The 14,023-nt window shown below is 36.4% G+C and carries 9 protein-coding genes; 2 read left to right on the top strand and 7 right to left on the bottom strand.

Going from position 1 to position 14,023, the window contains the following annotated elements:
* Positions 1-42: 42 nt before the first annotated feature.
* Together coaE and polA are read right to left on the bottom strand one after the other, a co-directional pair.
* Positions 43-657 (bottom strand): dephospho-CoA kinase, encoded by a 615-nt coding sequence (gene coaE, locus RYM16_RS05800; RefSeq protein ID WP_314982892.1) that lies wholly within the window; start codon positions 655-657, stop codon positions 43-45.
* Between the two features lie 40 nt (positions 658-697).
* Positions 698-3,319: a DNA polymerase I gene (gene polA, locus RYM16_RS05795; protein WP_314982890.1), complete on the bottom strand. Its 2,622-nt coding sequence runs from the start codon at positions 3,317-3,319 to the stop codon at positions 698-700.
* A 272-nt stretch (positions 3,320-3,591) separates the two neighbouring features.
* Here polA and rpsT point away from each other — a divergent pair, with 272 nt between their 5' ends.
* Positions 3,592-3,852, top strand: a complete 261-nt coding sequence (rpsT, locus tag RYM16_RS05790) for a 30S ribosomal protein S20 (protein WP_009351773.1) — start codon at positions 3,592-3,594, stop codon at positions 3,850-3,852.
* A gap of 145 nt (positions 3,853-3,997) precedes the next feature.
* Positions 3,998-6,202, top strand: coding sequence for an RNA ligase (locus tag RYM16_RS05785; RefSeq protein WP_314982889.1), 2,205 nt, complete (start codon positions 3,998-4,000; stop codon positions 6,200-6,202).
* Between the two features lie 124 nt (positions 6,203-6,326).
* Here the strand turns inward: RYM16_RS05785 and ade are convergent, their stop codons facing one another.
* The 5 genes from ade to RYM16_RS05760 form a co-directional block, all read right to left on the bottom strand.
* The gene (gene ade / locus RYM16_RS05780; protein ID WP_314982887.1) at positions 6,327-8,000 is read right to left on the bottom strand and encodes an adenine deaminase; all 1,674 of its coding nucleotides are present in this window, start codon (positions 7,998-8,000) and stop codon (positions 6,327-6,329) included.
* A 12-nt stretch (positions 8,001-8,012) separates the two neighbouring features.
* Positions 8,013-9,326 carry an NCS2 family permease gene (locus RYM16_RS05775; RefSeq protein WP_314982885.1) on the bottom strand — a complete coding sequence of 438 codons (1,314 nt, stop codon included), beginning with the start codon at positions 9,324-9,326 and terminating at the stop codon, positions 8,013-8,015.
* A gap of 369 nt (positions 9,327-9,695) precedes the next feature.
* Complete coding sequence (locus tag RYM16_RS05770) at positions 9,696-10,868, bottom strand: phosphopentomutase (RefSeq protein ID WP_314982883.1); 1,173 nt, start codon at positions 10,866-10,868, stop codon at positions 9,696-9,698.
* Between the two features lie 248 nt (positions 10,869-11,116).
* Positions 11,117-11,650 (bottom strand): NUDIX hydrolase, encoded by a 534-nt coding sequence (locus RYM16_RS05765; RefSeq protein ID WP_295202476.1) that lies wholly within the window; start codon positions 11,648-11,650, stop codon positions 11,117-11,119.
* Between the two features lie 143 nt (positions 11,651-11,793).
* Positions 11,794-13,410, bottom strand: a complete 1,617-nt coding sequence (locus RYM16_RS05760; protein ID WP_314982881.1) for a DUF2828 family protein — start codon at positions 13,408-13,410, stop codon at positions 11,794-11,796.
* Positions 13,411-14,023: the final 613 nt, after the last annotated feature.

The raw sequence follows: 14,023 nt of genomic DNA, 5'->3' as shown, positions 1-14,023 counted from the left end.
AATACTATTTTTTATATACCAATTTTGACACATGTACTGTTATTATTGAGGTTTTTGTAAAAGCGGTTCTAAACGGTCACTCCAAATAGTATCTAGTTGTGCGGTCAAAGCCTGCGGCGTACCACTATTATTAATGATTACATCTGCAAAAGATCGTTTATCGTCGAGTCGCATTTGACTCTTAATACGAGCTAGAGCATCCTCTTTAGAAAAGCCATTACGACTCATCAAGCGTTCTATTTGAGTTGATTCGTTTACATAAACGAGCCACACCTCATCCATCATGGTATACCATTCACCTTCTATGAGTAAGGGAATGTCATAGATTAAAACAGCTGTACGATTCGACTCATAATGAGCTGTAAGTTCCATAATCCGATTTCGAATATGTTCTTTCAAACAATCATTTAGTTGTCGGCGCTTTTCTTCATTGTGAAAGACAATAGCTCCCAATGCTTCACGATTTAATGTACCATCATCATGCAATACATTAGAACCAAAGGCATCCACAATTGCTTCTAAACCTTCAGTACCAGGCTCTACTACCTCCCGAGCGACGATATCTGCATCGATATAAGGTATTCCTTTGTCCTTAAAATAGGTAAGGACTGTACTCTTGCCCGATGCAATACCACCAGTTAATCCTATTTTAAACATATATACCTTCTATTTTTAATAAACTAATATTAAGAAACTATTATTTGACTAACGCCCAATTTTCCGCATGATGTACATCTACAATAAGAGGTACTTGTAACTCCACAACAGATTGCATAGTAGTACGTAATAATTCTTCTACTGCTTCTAATTCAGAGTTCACCACTTCTAATACAAGTTCGTCATGTACCTGTAATAAAAGACGGGATGTAAAGTTTCCTTCTTCTAGCTTTTTCTCGACTTGGTTCATAGCCAACTTAATAATATCTGCCGCAGTACCTTGAATTGGTGTGTTCATTGCCGTACGTTCTGCAAAGGAGCGACGGTTAAAGTTACGGCTGTTAATATCAGGCAATTCACGTTGACGGCCGAACATAGTGCGAACCTTACCAGTTTCATGAGCCTCTTGCACCATGCGATCCATATATTCTTTAACCTTAGGATAACGGCTAAAGTATAGATCAATATAGTTTTTAGCTTCACCCCGTGTAATACCAAGGTCACGAGACAAGCCAAAGTCGGAAATACCGTAAATGATACCAAAGTTAATCGCCTTCGCATGGGAACGTTCTTCACTCGTAACGTCCTCTTGAGATTTTCCTAGTACCTCCGCCGCAGTAAAACGGTGAATATCCTTGCCTTCTACGAAGGCTTTAATTAATGCTTCATCGCCAGACAAGTGAGCTAAGATGCGCAACTCAATTTGAGAGTAATCAGCGCTCACCAAGGTATCGTAACCTGCACCTGGGTAGAATAAAGCACGAATTTCTCTACCCTTTTCAGTACGGACAGGAATATTTTGTAAGTTTGGATCAGAGGAGCTGAGACGTCCTGTAGCCGTAACCATTTGATTAAAGGTCGTATGAATACGCTTAGTCTTATCATTAATAAGAACCGCCAAGCCTTCACAATACGTAGATACTAATTTTGCTACTGAACGGTATGCCAAAATTTTCTCTACAATCGGACTTTCATGACGAAGCATATCAAGTACTTCTGCATCTGTAGAATAGCCAGTCTTAGTTTTCTTAATGATTGGTAAGTTCATCTTTTCAAACAATATAACACCCAATTGTTTAGGCGAGTTAATGTTGAAAGTTTCCCCTGCGATATCGTAAATCTCTTGCTGTACTTGCGCAAGTTCCTCTTTAAAACGAGCCGTAGTTTCAGCTAATTTTTCTGTATCAATGTAAATACCATTTTTCTCCATTACTACTAAAGTATGAATCAATGGCAATTCAATTGTTTCATATAGAGACCAAAGCTCTTCACGGCGTGCAGATTCACAAGCGACTTCGTTCATAGCGAGTAAAGCTTTCACCATGGACACGCATTCTACATCTACACTACCACTAGCAATGCTTGGCACGGAGAAACGTTCCGTTAAATATAGATAACCATAGTTAGTACGCGTAGGATCTAACAAGTACGCCAGAAGGGACATATCATGGACACGAGCGGTTTTATCATCATTAAATAAAGAAATCTCAGCTGGTGCATCTTCACCAAAGGCTTCAATAATCTCTTTGGTTTGAGTAGTAACGATAGCATTTGCACCTTGTAAAACAGCTAATATAGCTTTAGTATCATCTGTTTTTACAATAGTATCACCATTAGATAAATACGCATTCGTTACTATTCTAAATGGAGTTTTACCATCTAATACAACATGTACTGCCACCGTTTTATCTGTATAGAACTCAGAGGTTAAAGCCTTGGCATCTGCTAAATCATCTAGAGAAATTTCCTCTTGTGGAGCAAATAAAGAACCAGGATCACCAAAAGCGGCTTCCTCTCCGCCCATCACTTGAACGATACGAGGCGTTAATTTTGTAAAACCTAATGTTTCAAATAAAGGCTGTACTTCAGAGGCATGGAAATTTTGCACAAAGTCTTCTACTTTATAAGATAAATCCATATCTGTTTTAATAGTGGCCAATTCACGAGATAAAAACGCTAAGTCTTTATTTTCTACGAGTCGCTCTTTTAATTTCTTACCGGAAATATCTTCGATATGGTCATATACGGACTCAAGATTACCGTATTCTGTAATCAATTTAAGGGCCGTTTTTTCACCTACACCTGGTACGCCCGGAATATTATCAGAAGAGTCACCCATAAGGGCTTTCATTTCGATTACCTTATCAGGACCATAGCCATAGAGTTCTTCCATGTTATCAAGAGTAACCTCTAACATATCAGAAATACCTTTTTTAGTTAAGAACACGTGACTATGTTCTGTAACGAGTTGCAGATTATCGCGGTCACCGGTAATGATTTGAACAGCCATCTCTGGTGTACCAAATTTCTTACTTAAAGATCCTAGAATATCGTCCCCTTCAAAGCCTTCTTCTTCAATAACACAAATACCTAAAGCTTTTAATACATCTTGAATAAGACTAAATTGAGGACGTAAATCCTCTGGTGCATCTGGACGATTGCCTTTATATTCGCTGTACATTTCAGTACGGAACGTCTGACGACCTTTATCAAAAGCTACGGCAATATAATCAGGATTAATTTCTTCGTACAATTTGATGAGCATTGTTAAAAAACCATATACCGCATTCGTTGGAGTCCCCAAAGCAGACTTCAACGGTGGTAATGCAAAAAATGCACGGAATAACAAACTACTGCCATCTATAATCATTAATTTTTTCATAATACACCTCGCTTAATTCTATCCTTTATTATAACATAATGGAGCTAACTAACTTTTAAAATCAAAATAAATAACTAATTACAACGCTAGCAAATATATTAATAATCTTGATTTCATAAAACAGACTTATATGCTATAGTTAAATAACAATAGAAAATGTTTTATACTTCATACTACAAGGAAAATATTGGGCTGAAAAGTCCTTGCGTATCAATATGTGGTATGATATAATCATTCAGGTATAAGAAACGATTTTTAAGGAGGTGACTCAATTGCCAAACATTAAATCCAGTATTAGAAGCGTAAAAACGGATGCTGAACGTCGTGCGAAAAACGCCGCTGTAAAATCTCAAATCCGTACAGCAAGTCGTAAAACCGTAGAAGCTGTTCAAGCAGGCGCAGTAGAAGAAGCAAAACAAGCACTTGTTCATGCTACTAGCGTAATTGATAAAGCAGCCTCCAAAGGTGTACTTCATAAAAACACTGCAGCTCGCAAAAAATCCAACCTTGCAGCTAAAGTAAACGCTTTATAATTTTAAAAGCAAGTAAGACAGTCTCTCGGATTTCCGTTGAGGCTGTTTTTTTATGCCCTTTTTCATTTTTTTATATAATGATTGTTTCGTTTTTTATACAGTTATATTTTATTACGCCCTATGGGCAGATTAGAGGACTATTACTATGAGAACACTATTATTAATGCGTGGTGCTCCTGCTAGTGGTAAGTCTCAGTGGATTCGTGACAACAATCTTGAGGCTTACACCTTAGAAGCCGATCATTTCCGTATGCTATTACGCAGCCCTTCCCTTGGTGAAAGCGGCTGGTATATTTCACAAGAGGATAATGGTCCGGCCTGGGAACTCCTACTAGATTGCTTAGAGAAACGAATGAGCAATGGCGACTTTATCGTTTTAGATGCTACCCACACTACATCTAAAGCTGTTAATGCATATAAAGAATTGCTTAACAAATATAAATATACTGTATATTACTACGAACCAGATACATCATTAGAAGAATGTTTAGCTCGTAATGCTATACGAACGGATTACAAACGAGTGCCTGAGCAAGTTATACACCGCATGCACAAGATGATTAAAACAACTACATTACCAAAGTTTTGTAAGAAAATAAATTCTATCGATGAAATCAACAATTACTTTACTGTAAATTTAACGAATCGATATGAACGAGTACGTATCATCGGTGATATTCACGGCTGTTACACGGCATTACAACAAGCTATCACTCCATGGGATGAAAAAACACTTTATATCTTTTGTGGCGACTATTTGGAGCGCGGTATTGAAAATAAAGAAATGATATATGAAATGATGCGCCTCAGCACATTACCTAATACGATTATGTTAGAAGGCAATCACGAACGACATATTGCAAACTTTGCATTCAATACAAACTTAGATCATTCCAAACGATTTATGAAAGAAGTAGTGGCACCTATCGTAAAAGATATGACGAAAAAAGATTTAGAATCACTTCAACGAGAATTACGCCTATTTTATAAATCACTTCGTCAATGCTATCCTTTCAGCTTTCATGGCAAAAAATATTTAGTATCCCATGCTGGTCTTTCCTATGTACCTAACATGACCTTTATAGCTACTTCTACCTTTATAAATGGTTTTGGAGCTTACGAAACAGATATTGCTAAAATATATGATAATAATTACGAAAAAGGTATGTGTCAGAACTATATTCAAATTCATGGTCATCGTGGTGTTCCAGATGGTAAATATTCCTTCTGTTTAGAAGGAGAAGTAGAGTTTGGTGGAGAACTCAAATACATTGATATTACTGCAGATGCTTTTACTAAAAATGGTATTAAAAATGATGTGTACGATAAAGAGTACATGCGCCATGAATACCAAAACATGACACAACATGTCATCTTCACGCAAAATGAAGATATTAATATTTTAGGTAATTCTAAATTAGTAAAAGTGAAAAAATGCTCTCCTAACCTATATTCCTTGAACTTTACCTCACGTGTATTCCACAAACGATTATGGAATGAAAATACAGTACAAGCTCGGGGATTATTTGTTGATCGTATGACAGGAGATGTAAAATTACGTAGTTATAATAAATTCTTTAATCTCAATGAACGACCTGAAACTGAGTTAAATAATTTAGCTAACACTCTCTCCTTCCCTGTAGAAATTCGAACTAAAGAAAATGGATACCTCGCTATTCTTGGTGTCATTAATGATGAGTTAGTCTTTGCTTCTAAATCTACTACAGAAGGTATGCACGTAGATTTGTTTAAAAATTTATTCCAAAAATTACCTACAAGCCTACAAGAAGAAATCAAAGAATTATTAAAACGTAATTGCTGTTCTATGATGTTTGAAGTCATCAGCCAAGAAGATACACATATTATAAAATATGATCAAGATCATCTTTATGTACTTGATATGATTCAAAATACCTTAGATGTAAATGGTAAACATATTGATGTATCTTTCTCTAGAGAGAGGCTTGCAGAACTAGACTCCATCCTTAAGAAATATGATACACAGTTGATATCTATTGTAAAAACAATTCAACAAGTTAATACTATGGACGAACTGACAAACATCATAAATAAAGAACTCAATTCACATCATGAGTCTGAAGGCTTTGTTTTAGTTGATAGCAATGGATTTATGACAAAATTTAAAGGTCCTTATTACAATACTTGGAAGCACCGGAGAAATCGGATTCTAGAACCATATCAACAAAATGGTAAAATTCCTTATGAAAACTGTAAAAACGAAGATGATAGAAAATTTGCAGATTTCTTGAGTACACTCGAATATGATGTAGTTTGTAAATCCACCTTACTAAATATAAAAGAAATGATGGAAAATAAGGGTTTACTATAATAAAATAATCATATCTTTTCTAGAAATATCCTGTAATAAAGCCAAAAGAGGTTGCAATAGAATGTAATTTAATCGCATTCTAGTTACAACCTCTTTTTCTATTATATTTTTCTTACACTACATACTAAAACTCCATTACACCAGTGGTAGTAATTCTAATTTCTGGAATTACTGTTAGTGCAAGGAAGCTCAAATTAATAAATGGATCCAGTCCCTTAGGCACGTCCATACCGTAGGCAATGTCTTTCATCTTAGCTACTTTAGCATCTACTTCCTCGTGTGGTCGATTTGTAATTAGCCCCATTACTTCAAGGGCTAATTCTTCTACTACTTTACTTTCACTTGTAATGACATAGCCCCCACCAATTTCACGAATACGTTCAATGGCTACCATCATATCAACATCATTATCGCCTACAACGATTAAGTTATGGGAATCATGTGCAAAGGATGTTGCAATGGCACCGTTTTTAAGATTAAAACCTTTCAGAATACCTACGCCATTTCTGCCTAATGCTTTATAACGCTCAATACAAGTAATTTTATTATACTCTGGATTTGGTTTAAATAGACCGTTTTCTACAGGAACGTCTTCAACCGTTTTTTGTGTAACGATTTGGCCCGGTACAATATTAATAATAGCTTGAGGACCGTCTACATTAATGTCCAGTTTCTCTTTTGTGAAAGTCCCTATATTAATAGTGTGTAATAATTCCTTAGGAACTTCTTTCTCTCCCCTAACAAGAACTCGTTCAATAGGTTTTCCCTTATAGAACACTTCATGTATTACTACGCTCTTAGCATCATCGAGAACTACAAGATTTGCTTTATAGCTTGGAGCAATAGCACCTAAGTCTTTCAAATGGTAGCAAAGCGCCGTATTGGTAGAAGCCATTTTATAAGCTTTCACAGGGTCTAAGCCAAGTTCAATCGATCTGCGAATATTATAACTGATATGACCTTCAGAACGGATATCCTCAATGTGTTTATCATCTGTACAGAAACCATAATATTCTGTATTAGCTTTATTATGAACAATACCTTGTACGATAGCATCTAAATTATGAGCCGCACTACCTTCACGAATCCATACGTAAATACCATTTCTAACTTGCTCTTTAGCCTCTTCGTAGGAAATACATTCGTGGTTTGTAGTAATACCGGCTAGACGATAGCTTGCCAATTGCTCTGGTGAAAGCCCAATAATATGCCCATCCATAATCATATCTTTAAAGTAATCTAATTTTTTTACCATGTATGGATCTCTATCAATAACACTAAAAGAGTCCATAACCTCACCTAAGCCTAAAATGCGAGGATTACTTTGTAGCTTATGTAACATATCGCCGTCTAAAATAGCGCCGTTGTCCTCACCAGGTACAGCAGGCACACAGGATGGAGCCATAACATATACATCACCTTGAGCGGAAGTCGTCTCATTGATCATGTATTCAATGCCCGCAATACCAGCTACATTACCGGCTTCATGAGGATCTACCACAAAGCCTAAAGTGCCAACTTGAGATGCTTCAAACACCAATTCCTTAGGATTTACCAAAGTAGACTCTAAATGTAGATGACTATCGATAAAACCGGGCACAATATATTTACCGCTATAGTCGTATTCAGTTTCACCGCTATAAGTACCTACACCGATAATCGTATCATCGTGAATGGCAATATCGGCCACATCCCATTCTTCGGTAAAGACATTTAAAACAGAGGCCCCTTTTAATACAACAGGAGCTTTCTCAAGGCCTTGAGCCTCTCTAGATACTTTTGTATTGAACATTATCATATAAGGAACCTCCTACATAAAGATCTCTTTCAAAATAAAAATAAGTGCTAAGAAATACATAACAACAGAAATATCACGATATTTACCAATAAGGACTTTAATTAACACGTAACTAACAAGTCCCCATTCAATACCAACACCAATAGAGTAAGCAAATGGCATCATAATGATTGTCAAAAATGCTGGCAGCCCTTCCGAAATGTCTCCAAAACTAATATCCTTCACGGAGGACATCATAAATAAGCCCACTACAATCAATACGGGAGCTGTAGCAGCCACGGGAATGACCATAAGTAATGGTGCCAAGAATAAAGATGCAATAAATAAACCGGCAATAGTAAGTGCCGTTAAACCTGTACGACCACCTTCTGCTATGCCTGCTGCAGACTCAACAGCCACAATGTGTGGAGATGTTCCAACTGCACTGCCTACAATCGTACCTATAGCAGCCACTTTCATACAAGAACTTTGAACGGCCATTTGTTGATCTTGTGGTACCTCCGCTTGATTTGTTAAACCAATCAATACACCTACTACGTTAAATAGATTTACAAATAAAAATGTAAATACAACGAACAACATGTCCACTGATAGTATTTCACTCATATCATAGTGGAACCAAATTGGCTCTAAAGATGGTGGCATGGAAAATACTGTAGCTGGTAATTTAGTGATACCACAGAAGAAGCCTACTACAGCGGCGATAATAACGGCGAGGAAGATACCGCCTTTAACATTTCGACCTGTAAAAACAGCTATTAAAATCACTCCTAAAATAGCTACTAAGCTAGATGGTGATTGTAAATCCCCTATGCTTATAAGCGTTGCAGGATTACTTACCACTAGACCTGCACTACTTAAGCCAATAAGAGCAATAAATAGACCAATACCTGCTGTTACGGCTAGTTTAATGGTATGCGGTATAGCATTAAATAAATATTCTTTTAGTGGAGTCACTGCAATGAGCAGAAATACTAATCCCGCTACAAGCTGCGCTGTCAAAGCAAAAGCAAAACTATGCCCCATTTGAACTACAATGGTGTACGCAAAAAATGCATTAATACCCATCCCAGATAAACCTGCAAAAGGCATATTACTATAGAGCGCTAATAATAATGTCATGATAATGGCGCTCACAGCAGTTGCCGTAAATACAGCACCTACGTTCATTCCAGCAGCACCTAAAATGGCTGGATTAACGGCTAATACATAGGATACACATAAAAATGTAGTAGCCCCAGCAAATAATTCTCTCGATACAGATGATCCACGTTCAGTAATTTTAAATAACTTGTCTAATGTACTACGTTGCACTTGTGCTGACATAAAAAATCCTCCTCTCATACTTATGTGAATAATCTCTCCTTACTAATATATTTCCACATAAATGTATAAATGTCCTGTTGATGTACCAAATATTAGACATAAAATGGAATATAGATATAGATATAGGTAAATATACAAATATAGGTATAGATAAATATACAAATATAGATTTAGATTTAGATATGAATGTGAATATAGATTGTATATATAGATTAAAATGTTAGTACAAAAAAAGACCAACTTATGATATACATAAATTGGTCCTTCATTATGATTTAACAGTCTATTTTAAAGATACTACCAGTTAAAACTATTTATTTTTAACTGGTAGTATCTCATATATAGCATATAATATTTATTATTTAGAAATTATTTACTAAGTTTCTCCAAAAACGATGTTCCAATGTCCCATTGTTTTAGTCCAAAGTTTTCTAATATAGTTTCCCCAATATCAGCAAAGCTTTTTCTATCGCCAAGGTCTATAGGTCCATTCATTCGCGGACTATATCCAAGAATTGGAACGAGCTCACGAGTATGATCGGTTCCCTCCCAAGTTGGATCGTTACCATGGTCAGCAGTGATGAGTAGTAAATCGTCATCATTCAGTAATTGTAATAAGCCGCCTAGCTGGTAATCAAAGTCCTCAATAGCTCGTTTGTATCCTTCTACATTTCTGCGATGACCATATAAGCTATCAAATTCAACGAGATTAACCATCATTAAACCACGCTCAAAGGAGGAACCAAGTAAGTATGGAACCATATTCATGCCATGGGAATTAGTCTTTGTTGGATAGCTTTCATCCCATCCTACATGAGCATAAATATCTCCAATTTTACCGACAGCTACGGTTGGAACTTTTGCATCTTGTAGCTCTTGAGGTACCATCTTTTTCTCAGGCATACGACTATAATCATGACGATTAGAGGTGCGAACAAAACTACCTAGTTCACCTACGAAAGGACGTGCAATAATACGGCCTACATAGTAATCACCGATGCATACCTTATCACGGGTAATTTGACAAATACGGTATAATTCATCGATAGGAATTACATCTTCATGGGCCGCAATTTGGAATACAGAATCTGCCGAGGTATATACAATAGGCTTACCTGTTTTGATGTGCTCTGCGCCTAGACGCTCAATAATTTCTGTACCAGATGCTACTTCATTGCCAAGATAACCATAGCCTGTTTCTTTTGTGAAAGTATCCATCAATTCTTTTGGGAAACCTTCGTAAAAGGTTGGGAATGGAACGGTAACGGGATGCCCCATCATCTCCCAATGACCACTAGTCGTATCTTTACCAGTACTGAGCTCAGCCATGCGGCCAAAAGCACCTTTGATGCTTTTACCAGTATCAGAAATATCAGCAATACGACCTAAGCCAATAGATTTTAAATTAGGACAATGAATCTGGCCGGCCGTTGATTCAATATGGCCTAATGTATTGGAACCTTCATCACCAAACTTCGCAGCATCAGCAGCGTGACCGATACCAACAGAGTCCATAACTAATAAAATAATTCTTTTATACATAAGTACTCCTATTGTAATACTCAAGCAGAATAATCCATGCTATAGTAGCAATCATTACTATTATGATTACGATATTTTTTAATAGCCGTAAATAATAATAAAAACGCCTAACGTATGAGGTATCCTACCACCTCAACACGTTAGGCATCATCAAATTTCCGTATTTTAGATGAGCCTAACGCTAACAGCACGTTATTTGGCTCTCTTTATGTGTTAATTATACTATATATAATTATGAAAATAAAGTACTACTTAAGATAAGGCATAGCTAACATTAGAGCTGCTAAGGATTTACTATCCTTAATTTGTTCATTCTTAATGGCATCTAATAATTCAGGTAAAGTAAAATACTCAAGCTCTACATACTCATCTGGATCCCAATTAGTTTCACCCATAGTAAGATCTTTTGCTAAGTATAAATGTAATACTTCGTTACAGAAACCAGGACTTGTAGCAATTGTGCCCAATGGTATCCATTGATTGGCACGATAACCTGTTTCCTCTGCTAACTCACGTTTCGCACAGTTAAGAGGCTCTTCATTAGGATCTAGTTTACCTGCTGGAATTTCAAGCAAAGGCTGTTGCAAAGCATAACGGAACTGACGCTCCATTACAATCTTATTATCTTCTGTAACAACTACAATAGCTGTTGCACCAGGATGATGAACAACCTCACGCCATGCTTCATTACCATTAACATCGGCTATATCATAAGTAACTTTAATTAGTTTACCATCAAATTTCATTTCGCTAGATTTTTGTATTTCTTTGCTAATTGCCATATATAATTCCTCGTATATATAAAATGATTGTTATCTTATAAAACCTATTCTTCATTATAGCACAAATTATGTACACAAAAATAAGGTCCTACTAGTCAATAACCAGACTAATAAGAACCTTATGAAACAAAATTATATAAATATTACGCTACCTTTACATAGTCTTGTAGTACTGTATCTACAATACTACACTTTGCATCTAGCTCAGCTTTGAGTGCCGTTTCAGGATTGAGTTCTCTAGACACCACCATATCTACGATAGATTTCGAGAAACCAGATACGAGAATAACACCACTTGGATGCATTTGAACAGGAATAGTATTATGTGCGTACACAGATACATTCCAGAAAATTAGTCGTGGCATAGTATACCCAAGTGCTTCAAATTTCTGGCGACACGACTCAATAACGGTTGTATTATCTTCATGATTTGTAGCTTGATCAAACTGCATATCAGAAATGATAAGGCACGATGAAGGTAACTCATCTTGAGGCAGATGATTTTTAACAGCTGTATCAAGAATTAAATCAAAGGTTGACTCTATATCCGTATTGCTATAATCGTCAAAGCGATGCAATCGTCTTAGTTTATCCCTTAGAGTTTCACACATCGAAATATCTACCATCTGAGGGCGATTGCTAAAGGTGATAAATCGATTTTTAAAGGATTCATTCTTGTTATGCTGTGCACAGTACAATGCAATCGAATCTGCTACGCTAAGTGCGGTAACGGAACTATTACCAGATAGTCGTTGCCCCATAGATCCAGACCCGTCGCGTATAACTAAGATATCGTCATAATCCTTAGGAGATTCTTGGGCATTCCATAATTGCTCTAATGTTTCGTCATATGGATTTAGACTACTGTCCCAGCAACTATCCGCCTTTACGTATGCTTGTACAATATCGTACAAGAACATAGAGTTAGCATTAATCTTAACTGCATCGTCACCCTTTTGTAATGATGTAAGATATGCCTTGCGACGTTCTTCATCATGTTTTAAGAAAGCATTACGATATTTAAGATTCGCCTTTGATGGCACATGATTATAATTAATATCATTCCATTGGTTGAGGGATGCCTTTCTATCTATAACCGCTAAATATTCGCGTAACCTAGACAAGGTTTTACGGTATTCACGTGCACTTAAATGTAACAAGGATTTCAAAATAACTGCCTCAGAACGCTTCTCCTTAGAGGATGTATTATTGGAGGGCATCCATTTAGCTAATAAACTTATGGAATCACCAAGTCCACAACCTATAATATCACGTCTAAACTGGTTCGCAATTAACTCTCCTAGTCCATCATGTAAGATAGTGCTCGTCGTATCAAAGAAAATGCGCAACACATCATCCCAACGACCATAGTTCCACAATTCAGTGCCGATGATAAACTGCAATGCCATCTCTGGATGTAAATCACCTATTTTAGTGAGCATCATACGGAATATATCTCGCTCGCCAAGACCTAGCTTAATATGGCGTGCATACATAAGCCATTTCATAGTATAAAGAGGATCTTCCTCATAGGATGTAATGAATAGACGTAACGCCTCTACAGCATCCATAGTACGATCAGTACTATAAAAATGACTGTTATGTTTACTTTTACCATAGAAATCAATAGCAGCCTGACGCAATGCAGGCACAGAGAAATTAAGGTCTACCAAAGGGCTACCACTTGTACGATATGCTGTACCATCATTCGCAGTATAAGATTTTTCATTATTTGTTAAAGCGTTCATAAATGTATTCATAGTTCCTATCTCCTTGGCATATAAAAAACCGCTCTAGATTATCACAACGTAAATTTTGAAAGCAAAATAAACAAGACAACCGTAAGCGGCTACAATACAAAGTTCAAGACAATTACTAACCTCACTGAGGCTAAGGTTTACTAGACACGATACTCTAGACCAAAAGGTCTCCAAAATCACTTTTTCTGGTTATTTAATCTGAAGATTGCTGCTTGTGTCTAACCTTATGAATCGTTTATGAACGATAACTATTAAATTATACTAGATTCTATACTCATCTCTATTAAACTATGTATGTTATAAGATTGCTGTTAGAACCTAAGTCTTTCTGTTCTACATGTTGGTGATATCTTTCACCTTATGATGTAATTATATTACACGCATCCGTGTGTGTCAATAATTATTTTTAAAATATTTTGTTTTTAGGAAAGTTAGAACTAGCAACACATATTTTACTGTATTGCTAGTTCCTTATAATTATTACTAATACTCTGCCTCTACACGCCAGATTTCATTAGCCAACCATTTCAATGGCCCCCATTTAGGTCTAAGAAATCTAGCTGCCAATCCTTCTATACTAAGTTGTGTTGATTCTGTAAGTCCTGTTTTACAC

It is taken from the genome of uncultured Veillonella sp., assembly GCF_963524655.1.
Lineage (GTDB): Bacteria > Bacillota > Negativicutes > Veillonellales > Veillonellaceae > Veillonella.
This window is presented reverse-complemented; position numbering and strand designations above follow the sequence as displayed.